This window comes from Streptomyces sp. ISL-12 (genome assembly GCF_018614415.1).
Classification (GTDB): Bacteria; Actinomycetota; Actinomycetes; order Streptomycetales; family Streptomycetaceae; genus Streptomyces.
The window spans coordinates 1-14,474 of sequence record NZ_JAGGOO010000024.1 but is presented as its reverse complement, the minus strand read 5'-3'; the positions used below and the strand labels follow the sequence as shown (position 1 = coordinate 14,474).

General features: G+C 72.2%; 10 protein-coding genes. 7 read left to right on the top strand and 3 right to left on the bottom strand.

The genetic code is table 11. The features are described 5' to 3' along the window. The 4 genes from J7I94_RS07100 to J7I94_RS07085 all read left to right on the top strand — a co-directional run. Positions 1-1,212: alpha-amylase family glycosyl hydrolase (locus J7I94_RS07100; RefSeq protein WP_215165989.1), on the top strand; the 1,212-nt coding region annotated here is incomplete at its 5' end. Positions 1,213-1,240: 28 nt separating this feature from the next. Then, a complete protein-coding gene (locus J7I94_RS07095) occupies positions 1,241-2,608 on the top strand; it encodes a maltokinase (protein ID WP_215165988.1) in 1,368 nt (455 codons plus the stop codon). Position 2,609: 1 nt separating this feature from the next. Beyond that, positions 2,610-4,829, top strand: a complete 2,220-nt coding sequence (gene glgB, locus J7I94_RS07090; RefSeq protein WP_215165987.1) for a 1,4-alpha-glucan branching enzyme — start codon at positions 2,610-2,612, stop codon at positions 4,827-4,829. Positions 4,830-4,939: 110 nt separating this feature from the next. Further along, positions 4,940-6,028 (top strand): glutamate--cysteine ligase, encoded by a 1,089-nt coding sequence (locus tag J7I94_RS07085; protein WP_215165986.1) that lies wholly within the window; start codon positions 4,940-4,942, stop codon positions 6,026-6,028. A 54-nt stretch (positions 6,029-6,082) separates the two neighbouring features. Here J7I94_RS07085 and J7I94_RS07080 read toward each other — a convergent pair whose 3' ends face one another. Beyond that, positions 6,083-6,316 carry a DUF6480 family protein gene (locus tag J7I94_RS07080; RefSeq protein WP_215165984.1) on the bottom strand — a complete coding sequence of 78 codons (234 nt, stop codon included), beginning with the start codon at positions 6,314-6,316 and terminating at the stop codon, positions 6,083-6,085. Between the two features lie 189 nt (positions 6,317-6,505). On the opposite strand from J7I94_RS07080, the gene J7I94_RS07075 reads away from it, so the two are divergent. Next, the gene (locus tag J7I94_RS07075) at positions 6,506-8,446 is read left to right on the top strand and encodes a long-chain fatty acid--CoA ligase (RefSeq protein WP_215165982.1); all 1,941 of its coding nucleotides are present in this window, start codon (positions 6,506-6,508) and stop codon (positions 8,444-8,446) included. On the opposite strand, the gene J7I94_RS07070 is transcribed toward J7I94_RS07075, so the two are convergent. Next, on the bottom strand, positions 8,424-8,711 hold the full coding sequence (locus J7I94_RS07070; RefSeq protein WP_215165981.1) for a DUF4190 domain-containing protein: 288 nt from the start codon (positions 8,709-8,711) through the stop codon (positions 8,424-8,426). The genes J7I94_RS07075 and J7I94_RS07070 overlap by 23 nt on opposite strands. Before the next feature lie 368 nt (positions 8,712-9,079). On the opposite strand from J7I94_RS07070, the gene J7I94_RS07065 reads away from it, so the two are divergent. Next, positions 9,080-9,514, top strand: a complete 435-nt coding sequence (locus tag J7I94_RS07065) for an ATP-binding protein (RefSeq protein ID WP_215165980.1) — start codon at positions 9,080-9,082, stop codon at positions 9,512-9,514. A 40-nt stretch (positions 9,515-9,554) separates the two neighbouring features. On the opposite strand, the gene J7I94_RS07060 is transcribed toward J7I94_RS07065, so the two are convergent. Then, positions 9,555-9,920: a PRC-barrel domain-containing protein gene (locus J7I94_RS07060; RefSeq protein WP_215165979.1), complete on the bottom strand. Its 366-nt coding sequence runs from the start codon at positions 9,918-9,920 to the stop codon at positions 9,555-9,557. A gap of 405 nt (positions 9,921-10,325) precedes the next feature. Here J7I94_RS07060 and J7I94_RS07055 point away from each other — a divergent pair, with 405 nt between their 5' ends. Beyond that, the gene (locus J7I94_RS07055) at positions 10,326-14,327 is read left to right on the top strand and encodes a HAMP domain-containing protein (RefSeq protein WP_215165978.1); all 4,002 of its coding nucleotides are present in this window, start codon (positions 10,326-10,328) and stop codon (positions 14,325-14,327) included. The last annotated feature ends 147 nt before the right edge of the window (positions 14,328-14,474 follow it).

The following is a 14,474-nucleotide window of genomic DNA, read 5'->3' as shown; positions in this document are numbered from 1 at the left end:
CAGTACTACTGGCACCGCTTCTTCTCCCACCAGCCGGACCTCAACTACGAGAACCCGTCCGTGCAGGAGGAGATGATCTCCGCCCTGAAGTTCTGGCTGGACCTCGGGATCGACGGGTTCCGGCTGGACGCGGTGCCGTACCTCTACGCCGAGGAGGGCACCAACTGCGAAAACCTTCCGGCGACGCACGCCTTCCTCAAGCGGGTCCGGCGCGAGATCGACGCCCAGTACCCGGACACGGTGCTGCTGGCCGAGGCCAACCAGTGGCCGGAGGACGTCGTCGACTACTTCGGCGACTACGCCTCCGGCGGCGACGAGTGCCACATGGCGTTCCACTTCCCGGTCATGCCGCGCATCTTCATGGCCGTACGGAGGGAGTCCCGGTACCCCGTCTCCGAGATCCTCGCCAAGACCCCGGCCATCCCGTCCCGCTGCCAGTGGGGCATCTTCCTGCGCAACCACGACGAGCTGACGCTGGAGATGGTCACCGACGAGGAACGCGACTACATGTGGGCGGAGTACGCCAAGGACCCGCGGATGCGCGCCAACATCGGCATCCGGCGTCGCCTGGCCCCCCTGCTGGACAACGACCGGGACCAGATCGAGCTGTTCACCGCCCTGCTCCTGGCCCTGCCCGGCTCGCCGATCCTCTACTACGGCGACGAGATCGGCATGGGCGACAACATCTGGCTCGGCGACCGGGACGCCGTCCGCACCCCGATGCAGTGGACCCCGGACCGCAACGCCGGGTTCTCGTCGTCCGACCCGGGGCGGCTCTTCCTCCCCACGATCATGGACCCGGTCTACGGCTACCAGGTGACCAACGTCGAGGCGTCCATGTCCTCCCCGTCGTCCCTGCTGCACTGGACCCGGCGGATGATCGAGATCCGCAAGCAGAACCCGGCCTTCGGCCTCGGCTCCTTCACCGAACTGCCGTCCTCCAATCCGGCGGTGCTGGCGTTCCTGCGGGAGGCCCCCTCGCATGGGGAAAACGGGGACGACCTGGTGCTCTGCGTCAACAACTTCGCGCGGTTCGCCCAGCCCACCGAGCTGGACCTGCGCGAGTATGCCGGGCGTCACCCGGTCGAGCTGTTCGGCGGTGTCCGCTTCCCGGCCATCGGCGAACTGCCCTACCTGCTGACCCTCGGGGGTCACGGCTTCTACTGGTTCCGGCTCACCCGAGTCGCATCCCGCATCGGCCGCCGGGCATGAGCCCGTGCCGAGGAAAGGACGCGTCACCATGCCGAAGACCGCACCCCTGCGCCCGAGACCCGCGCACCATCCCGACGACCCGATGGCGTCGCTCGGCGGTCTGCTGCGCCAGTGGCTGCCCAGGCAGCGCTGGTTCGCGGGCAAGGACCGGCCCGTGGCCGACCTCGGCCTGCTGTCGATGACGGAGCTGTTCCCCGGCTGTCTGCACCTGCTGATCCACGCCGGGCACGGCACGGTGCCCGCGCCCGGCGGCGCCCCGCCGGCCGGTGACTGCTACCAGCTGCTGCTGGGCGTGCGCGAGCACCCTTCACCACGCCTGGGCCGGGCGATCATCGGCCGGGTGGAGGAAGGCTCGCTCGCCGGTCTGACGATGTACGACGCGTTGCAGGACCCCCGGATGGCCCAGTTGCTGCTGGAGCGGCTGCGGCACCCCGGCACGGCGGGCCCGCTCCGCTTCGAGGCGGACCCGGCGCGTCCGGTGCCCGCCACCGCGCTGGCGCCCCGGCTGCTCGACGCCGAGCAGTCCAACTCCTCGCTGGTCTACGGCGACGAGCTGATCCTGAAGGTGTTCCGGCGCATCCAGCCCGGGGTCAACCCGGACCTGGAGGTGCCGGGCGCGCTGGCCCGGCAGGGCTGCGGCCGGGTGCCGGCGCCCGTGGCCTGGTTCCGCACCACGCACCCGTTCGAGGCGACCCTCGGCGTGCTCCAGCCGTTCCTGCCGGGCGCCACCGACGGCTGGACGCTCGCGCTGGACGCGCTGGCCGCCGGGGACGACTTCACCGCGCAGGCGCACGCGCTGGGGCGGGCCACCGCCGATGTGCACGTCGCCCTGGCCTCGGCGTTCCCGGCCGGCACCCCCGGGGAGAACGGCCGCACGGCCGCGGCGATGACCGAGCGGCTGACCGCCGCCGCGCACGCCGTCCCGGCGCTGCGGCCCTTCGTGCCCCGGCTCCAGGGCGCGTTCGCCGCGCTGACCACCTGCGACGTCGGACCGGCCGCCCAGCGCATCCACGGCGACCTGCACCTCGGGCAGGTGCTGCGGGCGGGGCGCGACTGGTTCGTCATCGACTTCGAGGGCGAGCCGTCCCGGCCGCTGACCGAGCGGCGCAGCGCCCACTCCCCGGTGCGGGACATCGCGGGCATGCTGCGCTCCTTCGACTACGCCGCCCGCCAGCGCCGCCCGTGGCGCCCGGAGTGGGCGCGCCGCTGCCGGGAGGCCTACTGCGCGGGCTACGCCGTACGGGCCGGCTGGGACCCGCGCAAGAAGCACGGCCTGCTGCGCGCCTACGAGACGGACCGCGCCGTGTACGAGGTGCTGTACGAGGCCCGGCACCGTCCCGACTGGCTTCCCGTACCCATGGCGGCGATCGAACGACTCGCCGTGAGAGGAGACTGACATGGCCCTCCGCGACACCTCGCTCCCCGAGCCGTCCGGTCCCGCCACGCCCACCGGGGCGGCCGGTACCGCGCCGCCGCTGGACCCGGCCGACCGGGGGCGCCTGCTGGCGGGCGCCCACCACGACCCGCACGCGCTGCTCGGCGCCCGTCCGGTGCCCGGCGGGATCGCCTTCCGGGCGCTGCGCCCCTTCGCGCGGGCGGTGAGCGTGGTGATCGACGGCGAGCGCCACGCCCTCGCCTCCGAGGAGGACGGCCTCTTCTCCGGCGTACTGCCGCTGACCGCGATCCCCGCGTACACGCTGCTGGTGGAGTACGAGAACGGGGCGCGGGAGACGCACGACCCGTACCGTTTCCTGCCCGCGCTCGGGGAGCTGGACCTGCATCTGATCTCCGAGGGCCGGCACGAGCAGCTGTGGCGGGCGCTGGGCGCCGAGCCGATGGTCCACGAGGGCGTGGCCGGCACCCGCTTCACGGTCTGGGCGCCGAACGCGCGGGGCGTGCGGGTCGCCACGGACTTCACCCACTGGGACGGCACCGCCTTCCCCATGCGCTCGATGGGCTCGTCCGGCGTGTGGGAGCTGTTCCTGCCCGGCGTCGGCGAGGGCGTGACGTACAAGTTCGAGATCCACTCCCGCTACGGGCACCGCTTCCTCAAGGCCGACCCGATGGCCCGCGCCGCCGAGGAGCCGCCGAACACGGCGTCCGTGGTCACCGCGTCGCACCACGAGTGGAGCGACGCGCAGTGGATGCGCGACCGCGCGGCGACGCCCGTGCACCAGGCGCCGTTCTCGGTCTACGAGGTGCACCTGCCGTCCTGGCGGCCGGGGCTCGGCTACCGGGAACTGGCGGACGTGCTCCCCGCGTACGTCAAGGACCTCGGCTTCACGCACGTGGAGCTGATGCCGGTCGCCGAGCACCCCTACGGGCCGTCCTGGGGCTACCAGGTCACCGGCTTCTACGCGCCGACCGCGCGCCTCGGCACACCGGACGACTTCAAGTACCTGGTCGACGCCCTGCACCGGGCCAGCATCGGCGTGATCATGGACTGGGTGCCGGCGCACTTCCCGAAGGACGACTGGGCGCTGGCCCGGTTCGACGGGGACCCGCTGTACGAGCCCGGGGACGAGCGGCGGGCGACCCACCCGGACTGGGGGACGTACACCTTCGACTTCGCGCGGACCGAGGTGCGCAACTTCCTGGTCGCGAACGCCGTGTACTGGTGCGAGGAGTTCCACATCGACGGCCTGCGGGTGGACGCCGTCGCCTCGATGCTCTACCTGGACTACTCGCGCGACTCCGGGCAGTGGGAGCCGAACGTGTACGGCGGCCGGGAGGACCTGGCCGCGATGGCGTTCCTCCAGGAGATGAACGCCACCGTCTACCGGCGCTGCCCCGGCGTGGTGACCATCGCGGAGGAGTCCACCGCGTGGGGCGGGGTGACCCGGCCCACCGACGCGGGCGGGCTCGGCTTCGGGTTCAAGTGGAACATGGGGTGGATGCACGACTCGCTGGAGTACGTGGCCAAGGAGCCGGTGCACCGCAAGTACCACCACCACGAGATGACCTTCTCGATGGTGTACGCCTACAGCGAGAACTACGTCCTGCCGATCTCCCACGACGAGGTGGTGCACGGCAAGCAGGCGCTGGTGTCGAAGATGCCGGGCGACTGGTGGCAGCGGCGCGCCAATGTCCGCGCCTATCTGGGCTTCATGTGGGCCCACCCGGGCAAACAGCTGCTGTTCATGGGGCAGGAGTTCGCGCAAGGGGCGGAGTGGTCGGAGAAACAGGGTCCGGAATGGTGGCTGCTCGACGACGGGTACCACTCGGCGGGTGATCACCGCGCGGTGCGGGACCTGGTCCGTGATCTGAACGCGCGGTACCGGGCCGCCCCGGCGCTGTGGCAGCGGGACACCGACCCGGCGGGTTTCCGCTGGGTCGCGGTGGACGCCGCCGAGGACAACGTCTTCGCCTTCCTGCGGTACGACGCGCAGGGCAGCCCGCTGCTGGCGGTGTCGAACTTCTCCCCCGTCGTCCGGCACGACTACCGGCTCGCCACCGGCGACGACGTCCCCGCCTGGCAGGAGGTCCTCAACACCGACGCCGCGCGGTACGGCGGCTCCGACGTCACCAACCCCGGCGCCGTCAAGACCGAGGACGGCCATCTCTCGCTGACGCTGCCGCCGCTGGCCACCGTGTGGCTGATGCCGTTCGCCGGGTGAGACCCCGGCGGCGCGGCCAGGTGTCCGACGGCGGCTGAGGGGGCAGTCAGGTTCCTACGACCCGAGAACCCTCGTCGTCGGCGCGGCAGGCCACAGAGAGGCGGCATCAGGTGCGTACCGTCGGAGTGGAGGAAGAACTCCTCCTGGTCGATCCCGAGACCGGTGAGCCGCGGGCGATGTCCGCGGCGGTGCTCGCCCGGGCCGCTCTGGACCCGGGCGACCAGGACGTGTTCGAGAAGGAACTGCACGACCAGATGCTGGAGTTCGCCACGCATCCGCAGGCGGAGATGGAGCGGCTCCAGGCGGAGATCGTGCGCTGCCGCAAGGAGGCCGCGCGGCACGCCGGTGAGCTGGGCTGCACGGTGGCCGCGCTCGCCACCTCCCCGCTGCCGGTCAGCCCCGCCGTGGGGATCAACAACCGCTACCAGTGGATGGCCGGCCAGTACGGCGTCGTCGTCCAGGAACAGCTGGTCATGGGCTGCCATGTGCATGTCGCCGTGGACTCCGACGAGGAGGGCGTCGCCGTCGTCGACCGGGTGCGGCCCTGGCTGTCGGTGCTCAGCGCGCTGAGCGCGAACTCGCCGTTCTGGCAGGGCAAGGACACGGGGTACAGCAGTTACCGCAGCCGGGTCTGGCAGCGCTGGCCGTCGGCCGGTCCCACCGAGCTGTTCGGGTCGGCGGAGCGCTACCACCGGAGGGTCGCCGACATGGTGGCCACCGGCACCATCCTCGACGAGAAGATGGTCTACTTCGACGTCCGGCTTTCCGAGCGGTACCCGACGGTGGAGTTCCGGGTCGCGGACGTGTGTCTGCACTCCGACACGGCCGTGCTGATCGCCTGTCTCGCCCGGGGCCTGGTGGAGACCGCCGCGCGCGAGTGGCGGGAGGGCGTGGAGCCGGCCGGGCACAGTGTGAGCCTGCTGCGGCTGGCCGCCTGGCGGGCCGCCCGGTCCGGGCTGACGGGTGAGCTGCTGCATCCGGCGACCATGCGGCGGATGCCCGCCGAGAGCGTCGTACGGACCCTGCTGGACCATGTCGGTGAGGCGCTGGCCGAGGCCGGTGACATGGAGCGGGTGCGCGAGGAGTGCGCCGCGCTGCTGCGGCGCGGCAACGGGGCCCGGGTGCAGCGGGAGCTGCTGGAGCGCACGGGCAGCCTGCGGGACGTCGTCACCGGCTGCGTGCGCCGTACCCAGGGGTGACGCCGTCCCGCCGGCCGCTCCGCCGTCCTACCGGTCATGTCACCGTTTCGCCGGTCACACCATCAGGGTGATCGCGTAGGCGAGGAAGAAGGCCGCGACCAGGACGACCAGGAGGACGATCAGCGTCAGCGGACCTTTACCCCAGCCCTTCGCGGGGTTGTGGACCTCGCGCGGACCGGCCTCGGGCAGGCTGCTCTCCGCGGGCGGGGTCTCGCCGGGCGGTACGCCGCCGCCGGGTTCCAGGCCGGTGGTGCGCTCGGGTTCGGGGTCGGGATTCGTATAGCTCATGCCGTCCGGGTCCCCCTTCTCGCCGAGGTCATCAGGGCGGACGCGGTTCCCTTCCCGCCGGGGTGGCCGAGGGCGGACGCAGTTCGGCCGTCCGGGTGCCCGGCCGCCGTCGCCTCGGCTAGATTCGGGCACCGTCGACCACGCTGTCCGACGGTTTCCGTCACAGCCCGTACACATCAGGAGCAGTGCATGCGCGACTCCGCTCCCGCTGCCTGGGCCCTTCCCCCGCTGACCGGCGGTCTGGCCGACCGGCTCTTCGAGACGGCGGACCGCGACCCGGCGCTGCCGCTGCTGGCCCGCCGCCCCGAGGAGGGCTCGGCCGGCTGGCGGGAGGTGACGGCCGCGGAGGTCCGCGACGAGGTGGCCGGGCTGGCCAAGGGGCTGATCGCGGCGGGGATCGCGCCGGGCGAGCGGGTCGCGGTCATGGCCCGCACCCGGTACGAGTGGACAGTGCTCGGCTACGCGCTGTGGACGGTGGGCGCCGAGGTCGTCCCCGTCCATCCGGCCTCCTCCCGGGACCAGGTCGCCTGGATGCTGCGGGACGCGGGCTGCGTGGCCGTGGTGGTGGAGGACGAGCGGTGCGTGATGACCGTCGGTTCGGTGTGCGCGGCGCTGCCCGCGCTGCGCCACGTCTGGCAGCTGGACGCGGGGGCCTGCGCCGAGCTGGCGGCCCGGGGCGCGGACGTACCGGCCGCCGCGGTGGACTCGATGCGCCGCATCGTGCTGCCGGAGGCCACCGCGGTGGTCGCCTACACCTCCGGCACCACGGGCCGGCCCCTGGGCTGCGCCCTGAGCCACCGCGCGCTGGCGTCCCCCTGCGACGTCCTGCTCGACGGCTGGGGCTCGACGGCGGCGGCCCCGGGGGAACAGGGCTCCGTCCTGGCGTTCCTGCCGTTCTCGCACGTGTACGGCCTGATGGTCCAGGGGCTGTGCGTACGCGGCGGTCTGCTGATGGCCCACGAGCCGGAGACGACGGAGGCGGCACTGACGTCCGCCCTGCGCTCCTTCCGCCCCACCTACCTCTACGCCGTCCCCTCGGTGCTGGAGAAGATCTACAGCAACTTCCTGCGCACGGCCCAGCGGGCGGGCCGGGGCGCCCTGTTCGAGCGGGCCGCCGCCACGGCACGGGACTACGCCGAGGCCCGGGAGCGCCGAAGACTGGGCACGGGACCGGGACCCGGCCTCGACCTGCGGCTGCAGCACGCGATGTACGAGCGGACGGTGTACCGCCGGCTGCGGGAGTCGCTGGGCGGCCGGGTGCGGCGCGCGACGTCCGGCGGCTCGCCGCTGGGCCGCGAGCTGTCCCTGTTCTTCGAGGGCATCGGCATCTACGTGCACGACGGCTACGGGCTGACCGAGACGGCCGGCGGGGTGACGATGCAGCCGCTGGGCCGGGAGAAGTCCGGCACCGTGGGCCGGGCGCTGCCCGGCACGGAGATCCGGGTGGCGGACGACGAGGAGATCCTGGTCCGCGGCCCGTCGGTGTTCCAGGGGTACGTCGGCGACGAGGCCGCCACCGCGGCCGTGCTGCGCGACGGGTGGCTGGCCACCGGCGACCTGGGGCGGCTGGACGACGAGGGGTATCTGACGATCACCGGCCGCAAGAAGGACACCGTGGTCACGAGCGGCGGTACGAGTGTGGCCCCGGCCGTCCTGGAGCAGCGGCTGCGGGCGCACCCGCTGGTCCACCAGGCGGTCGTGGTGGGCGACGGCCGGCCCTGCGTGGGCGCGCTGATCACCCTCGACCCCGAGTTCCTGACGCACTGGCGGGCGGGCCTGGCGCTCCAGGGGGACGCCCCGGCGCGGGAGGCCCGTGAGGAGAACGCCCTGCGCGAGGAGATCGCGCGGGCCGTGGCCGCCGCCAACAGTGCCGTGTCGCGCGCGGAGTCGATCCGGGTCTTCCGGGTCCTGCCCGAGCCCTTCGACGTGGCCAAGGGGCTGCTGACGCCGTCGATGAAGCTGCGCCGCGACGAGATCGCGCGGGTCTTCGCCCTGGAGATCGACGCCATGTACGAGGCGCGTCCCGCCCGGCCCGCGCGGGCCCTGGAGCGGGCGGCGGGCCGGGCGGACGGCGACGCGGACTGGGATGAGCCCGACAACGTCTTCGTCAGCCGCCGACGTACCAGCTGAACCCGCCGTTGGCCGCGCTCACCGCGAGCAGCACGCCGAAGAGGACGAGGGCGAGCACGCCGAGCACGATGCCGGCCTTGGCCATTCCCGCACCGCCCTTGACCCCCGCCTGCCGCAGTCCGACGGCACCCAGCACGATGGCGACCGGTCCGAGGATCACGTTGAAGACGAACAGTCCGACGATGCCGCAGACGAGGCTCGCGATGGCCAGGCCGTTGGTACGGGACCGGGGGGACGCGGTGGAGGAACTGCCGTAACTGGTCATCAGAATCTCCTGGTGTAGGGGGATTCGAGCGGCGGAGCACCCCCTGTCATGAATGCTCCGGTGTGTTCCGCCCACCGAGTGCCCGCGCAATTGGCCCCGCATTCCCGGGAATTGACATGTCGCGGATTCACCGGTAAGAGGAATTCGGCATTCCACTCCCCCGGTGTCTTTTCCCGCGGGCGTCCGGCGCCGGAATTCCGTCCGGCCTCGGCGACACGCACGGTCGGCTACGGCCCGGTCACGCTGGGCCATCTTCCGGTGCCGCCGCAAACAGGCGCGTAGGCTCTGCCGGCACGGGAACTAGCAGACGGAGGGGGCGCACGGGAAAGGACGAGACAGCCCTGCTGAGGCCGGGCCGGGAAGGCGAAATGGCAGCCGAGTCGCGTTGGGACAGGACACTGGCTTCCGAGGAGATCACGGACCGCACCGCCAGCTTCACCGGGGAGCTGCACAATGTGACCGGTGCGCGCCTGGTCGCGGAGGAATTCCTCTACGACCTCTCACGCGTGGCGTCACCGGCGGCCCCCGAGCACTGGGACGACATTCTCCTGGTGGTCACGGAGCTGGCCGCGAACGCGGTGCAGTACGCCCCGGGACCCTTCCGGCTGCGGCTGCGGCGCACCTTCGACGGGGTGCACGTGGCGATGCACGACACCAATCCGACCCCGCCCGCGCCCCGGCCCTTCCACCCGAGCAGCGGGGGCGGCGGCATCGGCTGGCACCTGATCCACACCCTGTGCGACCAGGTCAGCGTCGTGCCCGACGAGCGGGGCAAGGACATCCACGTCTTCCTGCCCTGGTGACGGCCGCCCGCAGGGGGCGGCCGCGGGTCCGCCCCCGGTGTCAGGTGGCGGAGGTCTCCCGGGGCGGCAGCCCGGCGTAGTAGGCGCCGACGGCCGTCAGGTACTCCGGGTCCATGGTCTCGCTGTCGGTGCGGAACCGGGGCGCGGCCTTGACCTCGGCCCTGGTGCAGGACACCGTGACCTTGCGGGCCCCGGCGTCGATGCCGCTCACCACGCCGACCGGCACCAGCACGCTACGGCCGAAGACCCAGACGCCGGTGTCGACGACCAGGTGCCGCATGCCGAAGTGGTCCGCCTGGCGGTCCACGTGGCCGATGGTGCCGTCGCTCGCGACGACGGTGCAGCCCGACAGGTCCTCTCCCTCGACGTGACCGCTCTCCGGCGCGTACGACCAGATTCGTTCCATCGGCACGCTGCTCCTTCCCTCCCGTGTCATGGCCGGTCGTGGCCCGGGCCGGGCAGCACGCCCGCCCGGCTCCACAGCAGCAACTACCCTCCCCGGCGACCGGCATTCGGCGCGCGCCGCCGCACGTCGCGCCACGGCACCCGGCCCGGCGGCGAAATCGGGCCGAGTACCCCTGTGGCGCCGAAGCATGCCCGGCTCGCCCCGAAGGCATGAGGCAGGCCCGGGACGGGGCCGACTTTTCGTTCCCCGCCCGGCGGACACCTCTGACTCTGGCGTATTTTTCTCCTCGGGCAGTTCCGCTGAACTGTGGAAACGCACCTGTGAGAGTCCGGGCCGCCGATCGGCCCGTACGGGGTTCCGAGTCCTCTGCCGCGAGGACTCCTGGGGAGCGGAACGAGGGTGGGCATGACGAGCGACAGCACCGGGGTCGTCGACGCGGCCTGGGGCGACCAGGAGCTGCGACGGCTCCTGGCCGGTCTGACGGCCGTGCGGGACGGCGATTTCGGCACGCGTCTGCCGGACGACGCCGACGGCCTGATGGGCGACATCGCCAAGGTCTTCAACGGCATGGTGGACCAGTTGTCCGTGTTCACCTCCGAGGTCACCCGGGTGGCCCGCGAGGTCGGCACGGAGGGGCAGCTGGGCGGACAGGCGAAGGTGCCGGGGGTCTCGGGCACCTGGGCCGATCTGACGGACTCGGTCAACGCGATGGCCGGGAACCTGACCACGCAGGTCCGGGACATCGCCCAGGTGGCCACCGCCGTGGCCAAGGGCGACCTGTCCCAGAAGATCGACGTGGACGCCCGCGGCGAGATCCTGGAGCTGAAGAACACCATCAACACGATGGTCGACCAGCTCTCCGCCTTCGCCGACGAAGTGACGAGGGTCGCCCGCGAGGTCGGCACCGAGGGCCGCCTGGGAGGTCAGGCGGACGTGCAGGGCGTCCGGGGCACCTGGCGGGACCTCACCGACTCGGTGAACTTCATGGCGGGCAACCTGACCAACCAGGTCCGCAATGTCGCCCAGGTCGCCACCGCCGTGGCCAAGGGCGACCTGTCCCAGAAGATCACCGTGGACGCCCGCGGCGAGATCCTGGAGCTGAAGAACACCATCAACACGATGGTCGACCAGCTCTCCGCCTTCGCCGACGAGGTCACCCGCGTCGCCCGCGAGGTCGGCACGGCCGGAAACCTCGGCGGGCAGGCGCAGGTGCGGGGGGTCTCCGGCACCTGGAAGGACCTCACCGACAACGTCAACGTGATGGCGTCCAACCTCACCCACCAGGTCCGCTCCATCGCCCAGGTCGCCACCGCGGTCGCCAAGGGCGATCTGTCGCAGCGGATCACCGTGGAGGCCAAGGGCGAGGTCGCGGCGCTGGCCCAGGGCATCAACACCATGGTCGACACGCTGTCCGCGTTCGCCGACGAGGTGACCCGGGTGGCGCGCGAGGTCGGCACCGAGGGACGGCTGGGCGGCCAGGCGCACGTGCCCAACGTGGCCGGCACCTGGAAGGACCTCACCGACAACGTCAACTCCATGGCCAACAACCTCACCGGGCAGGTCCGCAACATCGCGCTGGTGACGACCGCGGTGGCCCGGGGCGACCTGTCGAAGAAGATCGACGTCGACGCCAGCGGCGAGATCCTCGAACTCAAGACGACCATCAACACCATGGTCGACCAGCTCTCCGCCTTCGCCGACGAGGTCACCCGCGTCGCCCGCGAGGTCGGCACCGAGGGCCGGCTCGGCGGCCAGGCCGAGGTGGAGGGCGTCTCCGGCACCTGGAAGCGGCTGACGGAGAACGTCAACGAGCTGGCGGGCAACCTGACCCGGCAGGTGAGGGCCATCGCCGAGGTGACCAGCGCGGTCGCCGAGGGCGACCTGACCCGCTCCATCAACGTGGAGGCGTCCGGCGAGGTCGCCGAGCTGAAGGACAACATCAACGCGATGGTGGAGTCCCTGCGCGAGACCACCCGGGCCAACCAGGAGCAGGACTGGCTCAAGACCAACCTGGCCCGGATCTCCTCCCTGATGCAGGGCCACCGGGACCTGCCCGTCGTCGCCGAGCTGATCATGGACGAGCTGGCGCCGCTGGTCGGCGCCCAGTACGGCGCCTTCTACCTGGCCGAGGACGGCGTGCGCGGGCCCGAGCTGCGGCTCGTCGGCTCCTACGGCTACCCCGACGACGACGGCCGGCCCGTCCGTATCCCGTTCGGCCGGACCCTGGTCGGCCAGGCCGCCCGCAGCCGCCGCGCCATCACGGTGGACGAGCTGCCGCCGGACTACGTGACGATCTCCTCGGGACTGGGACAGGTGGTGCCCAGCGCCCTGGTGCTGCTGCCGATCGTCGTCGAGGGCCAGGTGCTCGGCGTCATCGAACTGGCCTCGGTGTCCGCCTTCACCCAGATCCACCACGACTTCCTGTCCCAGCTGATGGAGACCATCGGGGTCAACGTCAACACCATCGTGGCCAACGCCCGCACCGACGAGCTGCTGGCCGAGTCGCAGCGCCTGACGGCCGAGCTCCAGGTCCGGTCCACGGAGCTGCAGGTGCAGCAGGACGAGCTGCAGCGCTCCAACGCCGAGCTGGAGGAGAAGGCGTCGCTGCTCGCCACCCAGAACCGGGACATCGAGGCGAAGAACCTCCAGATCGAGCAGGCCCGCCAGGAGCTGGAGGCCCGCGCCCAGCAGCTCTCGCTGGCCTCGAAGTACAAGTCGGAGTTCCTGGCCAACATGAGCCACGAGCTGCGCACCCCGCTCAACAGCCTGCTCATCCTGGCCCAGCTGCTCGCCCAGAACCCCTCGCGCAACCTCACCCCCAAGCAGGTCGAGTACGCGGGCATCATCCACTCGGCGGGCTCCGACCTGCTCCAGCTGATCAACGACATCCTCGACCTGTCCAAGGTCGAGGCCGGGAAGATGGACGTGGCGCCGGAGCGGGTCACGCTGCGGCAGCTCATCGAGTACGTCGAGGCCACCTTCCGGCCGATGACCACGCAGAAGAGCCTGGACTTCACGATCAGCACCGCGGCCGGGGCGCCGGCCGACCTGCTGACCGACGACTCCCGGCTGCGCCAGGTGCTGCGCAACCTGCTGTCCAACGCGGTGAAGTTCACCGAGCGGGGCAGCGTGGAGCTGCGGATCGAGCCCGCCGCCGACGGTGAGGTCCCGCAGAACGTGCTGCGCGGCGGCGCGGTGGTCGCCTTCCGGGTCCGGGACACCGGCATCGGCATCCCGGAACAGCACCTGGAGACGATCTTCGGCGCGTTCCAGCAGGCGGACGGCACCACCAGCCGCAAGTACGGCGGCACCGGCCTCGGACTGTCCATCACCCGGGAGATCGCCCAGTTGCTGGGCGGTGCCGTCACCGTGGACAGCATCCCCGGTCAGGGCAGTACGTTCACGCTGTTCCTGCCCGTGGCGCGGCCCGACTTCGAGGAGCTGCTGGGGCACGGCCGGCCCGACGGGCACGGCACGGCCGACATGTCCGCCGACGCGCTCGCCGGTCCGGCTCCGCTGCCCGAGCTGGCCGCCGGACCCCGGCAGCGGCCGCGGCGGCTGCTGGTCGTGGAGGAGCGGCCCCGGGGGCTGCTGACCCTGGTCGCCGAGAGCGTGGTCGCCGACCTCGCGCACGGCCGGGACGAGACGGGCGACCGGCCGCCGCTGGACGTGATCACCGCCGTCGGGGCGCAGGAGGCCGCGGGCGCGCTGGCCGCCGACCCCTGCCACTGCGTGGTCCTGGAGCTGGGCATGCCGGACGGTGAGGCGTCCCGCTTCCTGAAGGCGCTGCGGGGCGACTCGGCGCTGGCGAGCGTGCCGGTGCTGGTGCACAGCGGGCACCGCGCGGACGCCGCGCTGGAGGAGTCGCTGCGGTCCGGGGTGCCGGGCGGGGCGCTGGAGTTCCTCTCCAGCCTGGACGAGCTGCGCGAGCGGATCGCCCTGCACCTGTCCGCCGAGGAGCCCGGCGACGTCCTGTCCCTGGTCCGCGCCGAGGAACCGCGCCGGCCTGCCGCACCGGAGCCCGGCGGCGCGGCGGACGGACGGACGGTCCTCGTCGTCGACGACGACGCCCGCAACCTGTTCGCGCTGAGCGGCATACTGGAACTGCACGGCTTCCGGGTGCTGCACGCCGAGAACGGCCGCAAGGGCATCGACACCCTGCTGGACAACCCCGACATCGCGCTGGTGCTGATGGACGTGATGATGCCGGAGATGGACGGCTACACGGCCACGGCCGAGATCCGCGCCATGCCCCGGTACGCGGAGCTGCCCATCATCGCCGTCACCGCCAAGGCGATGCCCGGCGACCGGGAGAAGTCCCTCGCCTCGGGCGCCAGCGACTACGTCACCAAACCCGTGGACACCGACGAGCTCATGGCCCGCGTACGACGGTGGCTGCCCGCGTGAGCGGACCGGCCCCCGTCCCGTACCCCGGTGGGCACCGCGGCGCGCGCCGTACCGTGCCGCGCGCCGCGGCGCCCGCCACCCGAGGAGCAGTGACACCGTGAGCATCTCCGAACGCACACCCGGCGTCGGACCCGACGGACCCGACGG